General features: G+C 46.1%; 13 protein-coding genes. 8 read left to right on the top strand and 5 right to left on the bottom strand.

Annotated elements, in window-relative coordinates; genetic code table 11:
• Positions 1 to 90 precede the first annotated feature (90 nt).
• From citC to citG, 6 genes are read left to right on the top strand one after another with little or no spacing between them, the layout of a single operon-like run.
• The gene (citC, locus tag AACT18_RS05005; protein ID WP_161439673.1) at positions 91 to 1,146 is read left to right on the top strand and encodes a [citrate (pro-3S)-lyase] ligase; all 1,056 of its coding nucleotides are present in this window, start codon (positions 91 to 93) and stop codon (positions 1,144 to 1,146) included.
• A gap of 51 nt (positions 1,147 to 1,197) precedes the next feature.
• A complete protein-coding gene (citD, locus tag AACT18_RS05000) occupies positions 1,198 to 1,494 on the top strand; it encodes a citrate lyase acyl carrier protein (protein ID WP_017050622.1) in 297 nt (98 codons plus the stop codon).
• Positions 1,491 to 2,366, top strand: coding sequence for a citrate (pro-3S)-lyase subunit beta (citE, locus tag AACT18_RS04995; RefSeq protein WP_000164137.1), 876 nt, complete (start codon positions 1,491 to 1,493; stop codon positions 2,364 to 2,366). The genes citD and citE overlap by 4 nt, the downstream gene beginning before the upstream one ends.
• A gap of 10 nt (positions 2,367 to 2,376) precedes the next feature.
• Positions 2,377 to 3,906: a citrate lyase subunit alpha gene (citF, locus tag AACT18_RS04990; protein WP_094124833.1), complete on the top strand. Its 1,530-nt coding sequence runs from the start codon at positions 2,377 to 2,379 to the stop codon at positions 3,904 to 3,906.
• Positions 3,903 to 4,439 carry a citrate lyase holo-[acyl-carrier protein] synthase gene (gene citX / locus AACT18_RS04985; RefSeq protein WP_017048258.1) on the top strand — a complete coding sequence of 179 codons (537 nt, stop codon included), beginning with the start codon at positions 3,903 to 3,905 and terminating at the stop codon, positions 4,437 to 4,439. Before citF ends, citX begins: the two co-directional genes overlap by 4 nt.
• Positions 4,417 to 5,361: a triphosphoribosyl-dephospho-CoA synthase CitG gene (citG, locus tag AACT18_RS04980; RefSeq protein WP_017048259.1), complete on the top strand. Its 945-nt coding sequence runs from the start codon at positions 4,417 to 4,419 to the stop codon at positions 5,359 to 5,361. The genes citX and citG overlap by 23 nt, the downstream gene beginning before the upstream one ends.
• Before the next feature lie 371 nt (positions 5,362 to 5,732).
• Here the strand turns inward: citG and AACT18_RS04975 are convergent, their stop codons facing one another.
• The 5 genes from AACT18_RS04975 to AACT18_RS04955 all read right to left on the bottom strand — a co-directional run bounded on the left by AACT18_RS04975 (position 5,733) and on the right by AACT18_RS04955 (position 10,023).
• Entirely contained in the window at positions 5,733 to 5,957 is a 225-nt protein-coding gene (locus AACT18_RS04975; RefSeq protein ID WP_001147121.1) for a hypothetical protein, read from the bottom strand.
• Positions 5,958 to 6,242, bottom strand: a complete 285-nt coding sequence (locus tag AACT18_RS04970; protein ID WP_013855706.1) for a helix-turn-helix domain-containing protein — start codon at positions 6,240 to 6,242, stop codon at positions 5,958 to 5,960.
• Positions 6,239 to 7,933: a DUF927 domain-containing protein gene (locus AACT18_RS04965; protein ID WP_094124834.1), complete on the bottom strand. Its 1,695-nt coding sequence runs from the start codon at positions 7,931 to 7,933 to the stop codon at positions 6,239 to 6,241. Before AACT18_RS04965 ends, AACT18_RS04970 begins: the two co-directional genes overlap by 4 nt.
• A gap of 289 nt (positions 7,934 to 8,222) precedes the next feature.
• A complete protein-coding gene (locus AACT18_RS04960) occupies positions 8,223 to 9,347 on the bottom strand; it encodes a helix-turn-helix domain-containing protein (RefSeq protein ID WP_094143455.1) in 1,125 nt (374 codons plus the stop codon).
• On the bottom strand, positions 9,340 to 10,023 hold the full coding sequence (locus AACT18_RS04955; protein ID WP_237666732.1) for a hypothetical protein: 684 nt from the start codon (positions 10,021 to 10,023) through the stop codon (positions 9,340 to 9,342). Before AACT18_RS04955 ends, AACT18_RS04960 begins: the two co-directional genes overlap by 8 nt.
• A 180-nt stretch (positions 10,024 to 10,203) precedes the next feature.
• On the opposite strand from AACT18_RS04955, the gene AACT18_RS04950 reads away from it, so the two are divergent.
• Together AACT18_RS04950 and AACT18_RS04945 are read left to right on the top strand one after the other, a co-directional pair.
• Positions 10,204 to 12,195 carry an ATP-dependent nuclease gene (locus AACT18_RS04950; protein ID WP_339373508.1) on the top strand — a complete coding sequence of 664 codons (1,992 nt, stop codon included), beginning with the start codon at positions 10,204 to 10,206 and terminating at the stop codon, positions 12,193 to 12,195.
• Positions 12,196 to 12,203: 8 nt separating this feature from the next.
• The gene (locus AACT18_RS04945) at positions 12,204 to 14,099 is read left to right on the top strand and encodes a UvrD-helicase domain-containing protein (protein ID WP_094124836.1); all 1,896 of its coding nucleotides are present in this window, start codon (positions 12,204 to 12,206) and stop codon (positions 14,097 to 14,099) included.
• Positions 14,100 to 14,580: the final 481 nt, after the last annotated feature.

The following is a 14,580-nucleotide window of genomic DNA, read 5'->3' as shown; positions in this document are numbered from 1 at the left end:
AACCACGGGAAATAAAGTGATTACCCTCATTAAACCTTTGCGGCTTAATTTAGATAATAAAGTCAGAAAAAATAGGTGAGGAAGCCGACCATGGTAGATATTTACACCTTCTCGCGAGTTTCAAGCAAGAATAAAACCAAGCTCTTGCAGATCAAAGAGTTTCTCTGCCAGCATCAGCTCACGGTTGATGAGGATGTTGAGCATTTTGTGGTGGCTTACGGTACAAACCAAATCATCGCTTGCGGTGGAATTGCGGGGCATGTGTTGAAGTCCATCGCGGTTTCTCCTGCGCTGCAAGGGACCGGTTTTGCGCTCAAATTGATGACCGAATTAACCAACTTCGCTTATGAAATAGGGTGTTTTTCACTATTTCTATTCACTAAGCCGACCAATATAGATTTATTCCGACAGTGCGGTTTTTTCTTAGTCGATAAAGTCGAACCGCATATTGCTTTATTAGAAAATAGCCCAAATCGTCTTGCGGTTTATTGCAAACAGTTGCATTTATTAAAAATGTCTGGGCGTAAAATTGGCAGTATTGTGATGAATGCCAATCCATTTACCTTAGGTCATCAATATTTAATTGAACAAGCCTGTGAACAATGTGATTGGGTGCATTTATTTGTGGTAAAAGCAGAGAATAAAGATTTCTCTTACGCTGACCGTATGGCCATGATTAAGACAGGCAGTAAACACTTATTGAATTTAACTATTCATTCTGGCTCGGATTATATTATTTCGCGCGCGACCTTCCCTAGTTATTTTATTAAAGATCAGCAAGTGGTCAATCAATCCCATACTGCGCTGGATTTAAGTATTTTCCGCCATTCAATAGCACCTGCCCTTGGCATTACGCACCGCTTTGTCGGCAGTGAGCCGATTTGTACGGTGACGCGTAACTACAACCAAGCCATGCGCCGCTGGCTAAAAGAAGCGCACGATGTCAGTGCGCCGATCCAAGTAGTGGAAATTGAGCGCAGTCAGCAAGCCTCGCAGCCGATCTCCGCATCGCGCGTGCGTTACTTGCTCAAACAATTTGGCGTTGCCGCGATTGTCGATCTCGTGCCGAAAACGACTTATTCCTACCTTTGTCAGAATTATGCGGAACATTCGCTACAGGCCGCACCGCAACTGTTAGCGGTATGAGCGCAGTGCTGACACTGTTTTATCCAATAACTCATTAACAAGGTTGTACCCATGAAAATTGCCCATCCCGCCTTTGCGGGAACACTGGAGTCCAGTGATCTTCAGGTTCGGATTGAACCCAATAACGATGGCGGTATTGAACTGGTGTTAGACAGTACCGTCGAGCAGCAATTTGGTCATGCGATTCGTCAGGTCGTGCTGCACACCCTCGACGCGATGCAAGTGCACGATGCGTTGGTCACCATCGAAGACAAAGGCGCGCTGGATTGTGTGATCCGCGCGCGCGTACAGGCGGCAGTAATGCGCGCTTGTGAAGTTCAGAACATTGAGTGGAGCCAACTATCATGACCAAACTTCGTCGCAGTATGTTATTTGTGCCGGGCGCGAATGCCGCCATGCTCAGCAATACCTTTATCTATCAACCCGACTCCATCATGTTCGATCTGGAAGACTCGGTCGCGCTGCGTGAAAAAGACACCGCGCGGATGTTGGTGTTCCATGCGCTGCAACACCCTATGTATCAAGAGATGGAAACCGTGGTGCGGGTCAATCCGCTCGATTCTGAATTCGGCATCAAAGACCTTAATGCCGTGGTGCGTGGCGGAGCCAAAGTGGTGCGTCTGCCGAAAACCGATAACGCCAACGATGTAATTGAGATGGAAAAAGTCATCGAACAGATCGAGCGTGAATGCGGACGTGAAGTGGGTAGCACGCGCATGCTAGCCGCGATTGAAAGCGCGCAGGGCATTAACAACGCAGTCGAGATTGCCTTTAGCTCACGCCGCCTGATTGGGATTGCGCTTGGTGCGGAAGACTATGTACGCGATCTGCGCACGCAGCGTTCAGCAGAAGGGATTGAGCTGTTGTTTGCGCGCTGCTCCATTCTGCAAGCGGCACGTGCTGCCGGGATCATGGCGTTTGATACGGTCTATTCGGATGCCAATAACGAAGAGGGATTTTTGCGTGAAGCGGAGCATATCAAGCAGCTCGGCTTTGATGGCAAATCACTGATTAATCCGCGCCAGATTGACCTGCTGCACAACGTGTTTGCCCCAACACAAAAAGAGGTCGATCACGCCATTGCAGTCATCGAAGCCGCTGAAGAAGCAGCAGCAAAAGGGCTGGGCGTGGTTTCCCTTAACGGCAAAATGGTCGATGGACCCATCATCGAACGCGCACGTTGGACACTGCAACGTGCTGAATCCGGCATCAAACACTAAAGGTCACCTCATGAGTATCAATACATTAAATAACCCTCTGTCTGTGCTGGAAGTGGAACGCTACGCGTTGACGCCTTACACCCAAGCGCACGCGATCACGCCGCATTTACTGGATGAGTCAGCGAAAAAAAGTCGCAAAGTGAAAAGCTCGATCCGTGAAGCGATTGTCGATCTTGGTTTAAAAGATGGCATGACCATTTCTTTCCACCATGCGTTTCGTGGCGGCGATAAAACCGTCAACCTAGTGATGGAGGTGATTGCCGAATTGGGGATTAAAAACCTCACGCTCGCCTCAAGCTCGCTCACCTCTTGTCACTCGCCTTTGATTGAACACATCAAAAACGGCGTAGTGAGCAAGATTTACACCTCAGGGATCCGCGGAGTGCTGGCCGACAGCATTTCTAACGGCCTGCTTGATGAGCCCGTGCATATTCACTCGCACGGTGGTCGTGTGCATTTGATCCAAAGCGGTGAGCTGTACATCGACATGGCGTTTATTGGCGTACCTTGTTGCGATGAGTTTGGCAACGCTAACGGCTTTAAAGGCAAATCCAATTGCGGCTCACTCGGCTATGGCAAAGTTGATGCCGAGCACGCTGAAAAAGTGGTGATGCTGACTGAAGCCATCGTCGGTTTCCCGAATTTCCCTGCATCGATTACTCAAGATCGTGTTGATGCAGTCGTGCAAGTGGCGGAAGTGGGCGACCCAAGCAAAATCGGTGGGGATGCCACGCGCATGACCACCAACCCACGCGAGCTTCTGATTGCCAAACGCGCTGCAGAAGTCATCGAGCATTCAGGCTATTTCTATGATGGTTTTTCAATGCAGACCGGTTCGGGCGGTGCATCGCTCGCGGTTGCGCGCTTTTTGAAAGAGAAGATGTTGCGCCAAAACATTCGCGCTTCTTTCGCTCTCGGTGGTATCACTGCGACTATGGTGGAAATGCATGAACAGGGACTGATTGATTACTTGCTCGATGTGCAGTGTTTCGATTCGGTGGCGGCGGGCTCGTTAGCGCGCAATCCACATCATCTCGAAATCTCTGCTAACGAATACGCCAACCCAAGCTCGAAGGGGGCGGCGGTGGATAGGCTGGATGTGGTTATCTTGAGTGCGCTGGAAATTGATACCCAGTTTAACGTTAACGTGATCACCGGCTCTGATGGGGTAATTCGCGGCGCATCCGGCGGTCATTGTGACACGGCGGCGGCGGCAAACTTATCGATTATTGTGGCGCCTTTGGTGCGTGGCCGCATTCCGACCGTGGTCGAGAAGGTCACTAACGTCATCACCCCAGGAGCCACCATCGATGTGTTGGTGACGGATCAAGGTATCGCGGTAAACCCGAATCGTCCCGAACTGAAAGCGCGTTTCATCGCGGCGCAACTGCCCGTTGTCGAGATTGAAGCGTTGCAACAGCGTGCGGAGTTGCTGACGGGTAAACCCCAGCCGTTGCAATTTGAAGACAAAACCGTTGCCTTTGTTCACTACCGTGACGGTTCGATCATTGATGTTATCAAGCAGGTAAAAAGCCTATGAGTCACCATCCGGATCTTTCAGTCAGTCTGGACCAGCTACTTCTGCGTAAAGAAGTGCGGGTTCGGCAACAAGGTGAGTGGCTAAAACGCCATTCACTGCCTCTGGTTTCTTTCACGGTTAACATGCCGGGCGCGGTTAAGCTCAACGCTGCCAGCCAAACCGTGATGGATGCAGGTATGCGTGCCATTCAAGAACTGTGTCAGCAAACGGGCTGGCGGCAAGTGGCTTGTCAGCTGTTGGTGGAAAAAACGGGGCCGGAAGCCTTTGTGGTGATTCAGGCTCCTTCAGCCAGCATGTTGAAAAAAGCCATGATGAAGATTGAACGCGAGCACCCGCTAGGGCGACTGATGGATCTGGATGTGCTTGATGTCGATGGGCATATTATTTCGCGCCAAGGTGCGCAGTTGCCAAGACGGCGCTGCTTGCTGTGTGAACGTGATGCGGTGATCTGTGCTCGCTCGCGGCAGCACGGTGTTGAGGCTTTGTTGGCTAAAATCGAGGAGATGGTTCATGACTATTCCTGCTGCGCTTGATCTTCTGCTTGAACTGCCTAGCCAAGCCTCTGGCACAAGTGGCGCGAAAACGTTCAGCTTGCCTCGCTTAGTGGGGCATCTGGCTTATCATGCCATGATGTTAGAGGTGCATCTCACCCCTAAACCGGGTTTGGTGGATACTGCTAATAATGGCGCGCACCGCGATATGGATCTCAACACTTTTATCGCCAGTGCCGAGGCGATTGCGCCTTATCTGCAATCTTTTGTCAGTGCAGGTTGGGAGAGCGCGGGAAATCCGGCCGCTCAGTTGCTGACCGCCTTGCGCCCGATTGGCATAGAAGCTGAGCAAGCCATGTTTGCTGCCACTCAAGGGGTGAACACCCATAAAGGGATGATTTTTATCTTGGGGCTTATTTGCGGCTCTGTGGGGTGGCTCAAAGCCAATCAACTCAAAATTGATGCGCAGCATATTGGCGAAACCATTCGCCAAGCTTGCCAGTTTTTGATTATTGATGAGCTAAAAGCGAAGCGTGAATCGGCTCCCAAAACGGCAGGCGAGCGAATTTATCGTCGGTACGGTTTAACCGGCGCACGCGGTGAAGCCGCTTCTGGCCTTGCGATGGTGATGCAACATGCGCTGCCAGCCTACCAAGCCTGTTTAACCAAAGGAGCTAGCACCGAGCAAGCCTTGTGGCATACCTTATTGGTGTTGATGGCCAACAATAACGACAGCAACCTCGCTGCTCGCGGTGGATTAGAAGGGCTGCATTTTGTGCAAGCGCAAGCGCAGCAACTGCTCGCCAAAGGCGGCTTTTTATATCAAGAAATTGAACAAGCTCTTACGGCGCTCGATAGCGCGATGATTGAAAAACACTTAAGCCCCGGCGGCAGTGCAGATCTATTAGCCGCTACTTGGTTAATTAATGAGTTAGCGCAATTGTTTCAAGTCCGTCACGAGTAATTTTGATTGTTAACTTTAAGATCGGAAATTCTTAAAAAGCAGCCATAACTGGATGCAATGTTGAATCGATATTTGAAATCAAGAGACTTTTGGGGTAAGCACAATTCGTCATAGTATTCTCTCTCGTGCTGGAAAGTTACTCACCAGTTGGTTGAAAACAGAGGCAAAGACCTGTAATTTCCTGAAAAAAAGCCCCTATTTACAGGGGCTTGGTAAGCTTAGAGAGACTCAAAAACCCTTATTCGATGTTTTGGATCTGCTCGCAGAATAGCATTGGTCATGCCCTGTGAGACCAGTGCTTTCAAGCGATTGTGGTGAGTAACTGTATCACGTTACTCACCGATATACTCACCAGAAAGATTTTGGCTAATTTACTGATGTTGCATCCAAAGCAGCAGATCGGACAGCAACCAGGACTTGGTTGTACCAACTTGCTTGGCTGCCGGAACTTGACCTTTTCGGCTTAGTCTCCACCATGTGGTATTGCTGACTGAGGTGATCTGCTTGCGCTCAGCTTCTCTTACCAAGCGCTCTGACTCACCATAGGCGTTCAAGATCTCTGCTCTTTGTGTCAAAGTCGGTTCAGTATAAGGCATTTACTTTTTCTCCTCTACCCGGTGAGACATCAACCAAGCATCGAGATCATCGCGCTTGAAGTACAGTTTGCGGTTCGGTTTGTAGTGCGTGATTTGCTTGGTATGCGTGAGCTTATAAATGTACTTAACAGACAAGTTTGCATACTGTGCAGCTTCCTCTGCGCTTAAGAACTGTTTTTGCGATGTTATTAGAGTGCGGAGCTCTTCGGTTGCCGCTTTGATATCTGCCAACAGAGCTTGAGCTTCGTTTCTATCGCGCTGGGAAATGGGAAAATGGGAAATCATGCCTCACCTCCTTTTTGGAAACGGCTGAAGTCAACATCGAGATCTAGTTGTTCGGTAATCCTAGCTGGGAAGATTTTAAAGTTTCGAGCTGCACGGCCAGAAACATTGCTTTTGAATGTGCCTCGGGCTGGTTCATTGGTGTGCAGCCAGCCTTGCCTTTTCAGAAATAGCGCGGTCTGAATGACCTGATGGTCAAAATGCAGCTTAAAAGCTCGCTTGAACGCATCTCGATGGATATGCCAGCAAAGCTCGCCTCTCTCGTATTGCCACCATCCATTTTTGGCTATTTCACCGGGTAAACTCATTGAATACTGCCACTTGGGAATGATTTGCCGCAGCTGGTTCTTTATATGTCGCTCTTCAAAGTCACAATCTTCATCCTGGTTGGCTACCCATACCTCAAAGATTTTTCCGATCTCCATAATGGCGCTGCCTTTACTCCACGGAAGCGCACCTAATTCAATGGCAAGCTCGCCAACGGAAGCGATAAAGGCGAAGCGGTCAGCTGCGAAACTTATCTGATTGTTTTTTGTTAGTTCGTAGCAATCAAACCAGATCGATGATATTGATTTAATTCTTGAGGTTAGTTTTTCCCTGATGTCATCAATGGACGCGACCTGGTTTAGAAAGGGTTGAAGCGCTGTACCATGCTGGTGTGATGTTACTTGGGCTATGTGTTCAGCAAACTCTTTAGCAGAGTTGAGTTCATGTATGTGCTCGAAGGCTCCGTATTTCTGAAACAGAGGAATTTCAAAAAATCGCATCAGCTGGCCAGCTTGAACCTTTCGGTTTGCTTGGGCTAGAACTTGAGCAAGGCCAATTTCTCCTGTCGAGAGCCCTACAATGTTCCAGTGATACTGCTCTTGCAGGTTGGCACTTTTGGTTGCTCTTAGCTTTGATGTGCCATTGCCTAGTTGATAAACGCCGGTCAGTACCGATTCAGGATCTGCCTGTTGGAATTCATCCAACAGAACAATCATGTTGTTGCGTGACTTAGCCCTGGCCTCTAGGCCGTTGCTGGTACTACTCCAAGAATCACAGTAATTAAAGTCAGAGCAAACAGAAGCCGCAAGTCGCAATAAGGTAGTTTTACCATGTTTAGAACTGCCTAGAAAATGTACTAGAAATGAGTCCCAATCCAATTTGGATAGCAAAGGAGCAGCGAAAGCTGAGCACAGTGAAAAAGTCATTAAAGCATTGTTTTGGCATAAGCGGGCAACGGACTCTTGCCAATCCATAAATGTACCTTTGGCACTCAACTTCTCTGCGGAATCATTTTGGAAAATCACTTCTTGTTCACTAAAGCCCGCTACCCAGCTTGGTGTAACAAATTGATCGTAATACCAACCAGTTTGATCAACCGTAACTACAGTGTCTGTTGGTGATGATGACAAAATATAGTCAATGATGTGTTTCCAGTAACCCTGCCTGTAATGTATGTATAAGCCCGTATCAGCAAGTGTTTGAATCATAGATCGCCCTCCATCAGCAAGAATATCCTTCATTTTGAAGACTCGTTCGTGATGCTCGCCCACTCTTGAGCGCCATTGGATTAGAATGCCAAATCCTTTCTTAAAATCTGGGTCATACGTGTGAGCTTTAACAGAGATAGGTCCCGCTATTAGTTCTGGTGGTGCGCCTTCAGGTAAAGACATCAACCCCTCATCTCGTTTCTCGATTGTTAAGTTCATTGCAAATCCTCATTGGATTGGCCGCGGCGCTGTGTTTTTCAAGTGTTTTCAGTTCATTTCGTCGACATGAATAGACTATCGTTGCAGGGAACGTTTTTAGGCATCTGGAACTGCCTTTGGTGAGCGATTTGGCAGGCAATTTAAAACAAAATAAGGATAACTTTGGTCGAATGGCTATTTTAGTATCATAAAGTGATACGTTTTCACATGTGAAACTTGGAGTTAGGAATCTCGAGAGGTAAGCAATATGAGGGATCAATTTATATGATCCCCCCATAACAATGCTTTGTTAATTAATAACTCTTAGGATTGGTTGAGTGGCTTTAGTTGAAAGGTGAATTGCCTCATCCCCCTTGTTTGATACAACAGTTTTTAACATAAAAAATGGGTTGTTAAATGTTAAAGCTGAAAGTTCATCTTGGGGTAATTTCAGTTCATTGAGTATTTCGGTTCGAGATAAGTTTTTTTCTCTTAATTTATTGAAAACCTTTTGAAGTACTAAAGATGTCTCTCTGCTCTCCAAACCCTCTGGCTCTGATTTTCTGCCGTAATAGTTTGATAGTTCAATATTTAATTGACGATAATGCCACTCTGACGACAACCCTAAGTCAAAAGTTCTTCGTATTAGAGCTGCCAACGATACTTTCCAATATTTCTTCAATTTCAACAGTTGGTTGAGCGAAGGGTATGATGGCACTTTCGCAAGAATGCTTCCTTTCGGCATCAGAAATGCTGACGCAAATCGATCAGCTTGTTCTTCTGCTTGGCGCCCGTTGTTGGATGCATGTTTGTGTAATACAAGATGCCCAAGTTCATGAGCGGCATCGAAGCGACTGCGTTCTGGAGTTTTCATTGTATTGAGAAAAACAAAAGGTTTCTCGTCTAGCCAAAATGAGAATGCATCTACTTCGACACAATTCTCCGTCAATGAAAAGACACGTACCCCTTTAGATTCCAAAAGGTGAATCATATTTGAAATGGATAACTCACCTAGGCCCCAATGTTCTCGTAGCAGTTGTGCGGCACTTTCAGGATCTGCGAAATCTTCATTACTGCAATCTAAAATATCATGTTGTTTCAGATTGAATCGACTTTCTAACCAAGCATTAAACTCAACGGCTAACGTTCCTGCACTTAGAGCCGCGTCTCTTTTGGATGCACTAAGCTTCGTCATAGCTCGGAAGCTTACGCCTTCTTTTACTATTTGCTCGGGATTATCCGCGTAGAAAAATTCAGTAGGATAATTGAGGATATCTGCAATACGACTCACTAAGGTTGAGTCAATTGTGTCTAGAAGCCCTTTATTTTCATACGTCGAAAGTGTTCTCGTAGTGATCCCTGTTAGTTCGGCTAACGCCTTTTTTGTATATCCTCTTCTTTCTCTGGCAATTTTTAGTCTTAATGAGTTAAACATTGTCGTTACTTATTTCTTCGATATCAAAGTCAATTTCATCATTAAAATCGACTTGTGAATCAACGAGCTCTTCGTTGTTCATGTCAATAATTATACGATTTTCAAGATCAAATCCTGTCACGTAACCTCGTTTATTGTAGGATACAGGTCTTGCAAGTTCAGCGGTAAGCTTATTGTTGTTTTTGTCAAAATGATGGAGAAGGAACCAAACATCACAATTTAGTTTGTTTCTTTGATTCGACTCAGGAAGTGTTTCTGGGAACAAGTCATAGTTGAGAGATTCTTCGAACTTAAGCGCTAAGAGATCTAGAGTAAAGTCACCCTTGTCTGTAATGGACTGCGGGAAACCAGCAAGATTTCCAGTTTGATCGCAAGCACTACAGAGGTAGATAGCAATCCCTTCATCTTTGTTGATTGTAAGCTCTACATTACGAATTGATTCTCTTACGTATCCGTATGGTTTTAGTAGTTCTCGCAGAGCACGAATCGTATCACCATAAAAATATTGACCACCACTAGTGGCTGGGTTGTTTTCGGTCATTCTCTTTCGGGCACTCAAGCCACGTTGCAATGCTTCCTTGATATGTGGACGATGAGATACTAAGTGTTCTCGATGATCATCTTCGACTATCGTGCTCTTTTCATTATTGACCATATTGCTTAGCGCTGAGTTCATATAGTTCCCCTTAATCCCATTTCCTGTATTTTAACCTCGATCGAGATCAAAAAACAAGAAACGTGGTATTTTTGTCTTTTTTGTATGCTTATCGCTTTGTCCACATTAGACATTTTATTAACTTCCTGACTAATACATCCTAGGGATACAATACTGATAAGTAGTTGAAATCTTTCTCCTATGCCCCAAGTTGTACATAAGTGTCACTGGAAGGAAATCGAGATGTACATTGAGTCTGTTAGCATAAAAAATTTTAGAAGCTTTGGCCCTGAAGGACAGTTTATCTCTATGGAGTCTGATTTTACGACTTTGGTTGGGGCTAATGGCTCTGGAAAAACAGCCTTGATGCAGGCCTTGCAGCGAATGTTCGGCATATCCAATGAGCAGCGGACGATACGTCGTCAAGACTTCCATATCCCCTCTTTGGAAGAAGAAATACCCAGTAAGCGGACTCTCACGCTTGAAGCCATTGTCGCCTTCCCCGAACTGGAAGATGAAGACGGAGATCACTCTGTGATACCAGATTTCTTTCATCATATGAGCGTGACAGATGAGGGCGGCAAACTGAAGTGCCGTTTGCGCTTGGACGCGGAATGGGAAGATGATGGTTCAATAGATGGATACATTACGAGTCAGTTCCGAGCGGTCACTACATGGGGTGAGCCTGAAGAGGCTGATTTTTGTAACGTGCGTCCAGCGGATCGCTCTCGAATCCAATTGATTTACGTCCCTGCGACACGATGCGCAGTTTCTCAGGTATCAGCCTTTCTGAAAGGCCGACTTTGGAAGGCTATTAATTGGTCAGAACAAGTTCGGTCATCTTTTACTCAAAAGGCCACAGAGCTGAACGAATCTTTTGAGGGTGAAAAGGCGATTAGAACCGTTACCGGAAAGCTCACAGAGCGTTGGCAGGAACTGCACTCTGCTGGAACTGATAGTACACCGAAGTTTCGCCCGGTTGACCTACGCTTTGAAGAATTTGTTCGTAAGGTAGAGGTACTGCTGCACCCAGATGAAAGTGGTCGGGATCGGAGTATTGATGAGCTAAGTGATGGCCAAAGTTCGCTGTTTCACATCGCCATGACTTCAGCCACTCTCGATGTTGAAAACGAGATATTAGCCCAACCAGAGAGTGAAGATTTTCTCGGTGCAGACTTGCCCTTGCCCTCGTTGACTATTTTGGCACTTGAGGAGCCGGAGAATAACCTAGCCCCATACTATCTATCGCGAATCATAAGCCAGATCAGCAGCCTAGTGCATGGCTTAAGAGCACAAGCAGTACTATCTAGCCATTCGCCGAGCATTCTCGCCAGAATCCAACCAACGCAAGTAAGGCACTTCAGGTTAGCAACAGAATCAAACACCACTGTTGTTCGTCAACTGACTTTACCCGATGAAGAGAATGAAGCTGCAAAGTACATCCAGCAAGCGGTGAGAGCCTATCCAGAGTTGTATTTCGCTAAGGTCGTGGTTCTCGGAGAGGGGGCTTCTGAGGAGGTAATTCTTCCTTCGATATCAGAGGCTATGGGCATACCAATTGATAAATCCTTTGTCGCCATGGTTCCATTAGGGGGCCGCCATGTAAACCACATGTGGCGTTTGCTAACAGATTTACAGATCCCCTTTATCACATTACTTGATCTGGATTGGGGGCGGCACGGCGGTGGCTGGGGAAGGATTAAGAACGCAGTCGCCAAGTTGATAGAGTATGGGGCAAACCCAAGTGAGATTTGGCAATCCCCTAACCCTTTAGGATATCAATATGATCTTGATGCATTTGATACTTTTCCGCTTGGTGATTTGACTAGTATTAGGTCTTGGGTTTATGCCCTCAGGCGCCACGGTGTTTATTTTTCAAGCCCATTAGATATTGATTATTCGATGTTAAAAGCATTTCCTGGCCATTATCGAGTGGTCCCAGATGAAAGCTCTAATGGACCATCTATGCATGGTGATCCAGGCAATGCTGTTATGGGAGATGAAGGGCATCCTAGCTTCTACGCGGATGATGTACTTAACTTGCGCTGGTACAGATATCTGTTCTTAGGAAGAGGTAAACCAAGTACGCATATTCGAGTGCTTGGCTCTATTCCGTCAGAACAGTTGGCTCAAAACGCGCCAGAAGAGCTACGAGCTTTAATTCAGTCTATTCACGCAGCTCTTCAAAGCTAGGGGGCTAGGTGAAGTTTATTCAACCCAATCATTGGCAGCCCAAAGGGATCGAAAATCTTGAGCCAAATGCTTGGCAAGCACTAAGGCGACGAGAGTCCACAAGCGTTATCGCAGGCCCTGGAGCAGGAAAAACAGAGTTTTTAGCGCAAAAGGCTGCATATTTTCTTGAGACAGGCCTATGCCCACCAAACAAGAAAATTCTGGCCATTTCATTTAAGACTGATGCCGCAAAAAATCTGGCAAATAGAGTGAAAGAGCGTTGCCCGGAAGAACTCGGTAATCGATTTGTTTCGATGACTTTTGACGCTTTTTCCAAAAATATAGTTGACCGTTTCCGAATGGCGTTACCACCACAGTGGAGACCAACAAAACCATATGATGTTACTTTTGCAACCCGCCAACAGATAACTCATTTTTTAGACCAGCAGCGGCAACAAAATAGTCATGTCTCTGGATTGTTGAATGCTGTAGCCAGAATAAATCCAGTAACTTTTGAGTCTACATTTGTTGGCTCAAGGAGACTTGGTCTAGCTTCGAACGACATCGGTGAACGGACTCTTTATGATAATTGGTTAGCCGAACAAGTACGTTGCGGAGATGGAGAGCCATCACAGCTGACGTTTATGACAATAAACCGGCTGGCTGAATATATAATTCGTACCAATGACCATGTGCGACGAGCTTTGAGAGCAACGTATCCATATGTATTTGTGGATGAATTCCAAGATACGACTTATGGTCAGTATGATTTCCTGCTGTCAGCCTTCGGTTATAGTGAAACAACTGTAATGGTTGTGGGGGATTATAAGCAGAGGATCATGGGTTGGGCTGGGGCCCGAGGTGATGCGTTCCATCAGTTTGAGGCTGATTTTTCGGCACAACGATATCCGCTGTTACTTAATCACCGCTCTTCACCTGAATTGGTCAGGATACAACATGTTATTGCACAAGCTATTGACCATGAGGTGAGAGAGGTTCAAACAAGTAATCACAATCAGGTATTTGGTGATGCAGCTTGGATTTGTTTTAGCCGTAACGTAGATCATGAGGCCAGTTACTTGGCGCAGTGGATTGCGAATGACATGCGAAGCAGGTCATTGAACCCAAGGGACTATTCCGTTCTGGTGCGCCAAAGACCTGAGGATTACGAAGAGCAGCTATCTTCGTATTTAACTCAGTACGGGCTTAGCTTGCGAAATGAAAGTGTGAAAATAGGTAAAACTACTCTTCAGGATTTACTTGCTGAGGAGTTGACTATTTTGTTCTCTAATCTTCTAAGGCTAGGACTTGGGCATCGAAATGCGCAAGTTTGGAATCAGTTATCAGCAGATGTACAGCAGCTTCGTAACACAACCCAAGAAGATGAAAAAGCACTGAGACAGGTTGAACGCCGGTTAGCATTATTTATTTCTGAACTCAAGGAGTTGATGCGACAATCGTTTACACCAGACAATGCTCGCCTCGTTTTTGAAAGAATTATTGCCTTTATTGATTTGAATGATCTTCGGAAAACATTTGCTCGTTACGCTACTGGTGATCTACTTGAAATAAATCTGGCAGCACTTGAAGAGTTTTTTACAAACTGTGTTGATACCCAAAGTTGCTGGGGAAATTTCCTGGAAGAATTTGAAGGTACAAATCAGATTCCGCTAATGACAATTCATAAAAGCAAGGGGCTGGAATTCGATACAACTATTTTCATGGGGATCGATGATAATGCTTGGTGGTCCTATCGACCTGGCGATTCCGAAGGGTTATCGACATTTTTTGTTGCACTGTCTCGTGCGAAACAAAGGGCGATATTTTCCTATTGTCAGCAAAGAGGACAAAGAATCAAGGTCGCAGATTTTTATGCGTTGCTGACGACTGCTGGTGTACAGGAGTATGTGATCCCACCTAGCTAATTATTTTTTGCTAAGGTATCCAAATGCGACCGTATGGTCGCCTTTGGATATCTTGTTTGTATGATACAAAGTCCGCGTAATCCAAAGAGCATCAAACGTTAGCTTTCTGATTTTTTGGGCTGAAAGCCCCCTCAGGGACTTTCACATGTGAAAGTCAGAAGCTCACATGTGAAAGTCAGAAGCGCTATCGAAAACATGCAGGCAAAGCCCCACATAAGTTTGGATAATACCAGTTAATGTTCCGTCCACTTCAGCTTTGATTTCCAAGGTCCCACATAGATATAGAAACAAAATCTAGCAGCCCCAGAGTGCTACTACTATTTTGGGTGAAAGTAATCATCTAGGCCCCACATTAGATAGTTAATTGGAAAGTGATTGGCTAGGTCCCGGTGAGGATATGCTATCGACGCGCTGCATTATTATTGGGGCAATGAAAGCAAAAAACGCTCAAACTGTCCTGATTGGGCATTTTCGCAGTGCA

Source organism: Vibrio sp. V04_P4A5T148 (assembly GCF_963875605.1).
In the GTDB taxonomy this organism is placed as follows: domain Bacteria; phylum Pseudomonadota; class Gammaproteobacteria; order Enterobacterales; family Vibrionaceae; genus Vibrio; species Vibrio anguillarum.
Note: the sequence above shows the minus strand (reverse complement) of the source record. Positions and strands in the feature narration are given on the sequence as shown.

Coding starts and splice junctions, on each gene's coding strand:
- citG (WP_017048259.1), top strand. CDS start 4,417: ATGACTATTCCTGCTGCGCTTGATCTTCTGCTTGAACTGCCTAGCCAA.
- AACT18_RS04965 (WP_094124834.1), bottom strand. CDS start 7,933: ATGAACTTAACAATCGAGAAACGAGATGAGGGGTTGATGTCTTTACCT.
- AACT18_RS04955 (WP_237666732.1), bottom strand. CDS start 10,023: ATGAACTCAGCGCTAAGCAATATGGTCAATAATGAAAAGAGCACGATA.
- citC (WP_161439673.1), top strand. CDS start 91: ATGGTAGATATTTACACCTTCTCGCGAGTTTCAAGCAAGAATAAAACC.
- AACT18_RS04950 (WP_339373508.1), top strand. CDS start 10,204: ATGCCCCAAGTTGTACATAAGTGTCACTGGAAGGAAATCGAGATGTAC.
- citE (WP_000164137.1), top strand. CDS start 1,491: ATGACCAAACTTCGTCGCAGTATGTTATTTGTGCCGGGCGCGAATGCC.
- AACT18_RS04970 (WP_013855706.1), bottom strand. CDS start 6,242: ATGATTTCCCATTTTCCCATTTCCCAGCGCGATAGAAACGAAGCTCAA.
- citF (WP_094124833.1), top strand. CDS start 2,377: ATGAGTATCAATACATTAAATAACCCTCTGTCTGTGCTGGAAGTGGAA.
- citX (WP_017048258.1), top strand. CDS start 3,903: ATGAGTCACCATCCGGATCTTTCAGTCAGTCTGGACCAGCTACTTCTG.
- citD (WP_017050622.1), top strand. CDS start 1,198: ATGAAAATTGCCCATCCCGCCTTTGCGGGAACACTGGAGTCCAGTGAT.
- AACT18_RS04975 (WP_001147121.1), bottom strand. CDS start 5,957: ATGCCTTATACTGAACCGACTTTGACACAAAGAGCAGAGATCTTGAAC.
- AACT18_RS04960 (WP_094143455.1), bottom strand. CDS start 9,347: ATGTTTAACTCATTAAGACTAAAAATTGCCAGAGAAAGAAGAGGATAT.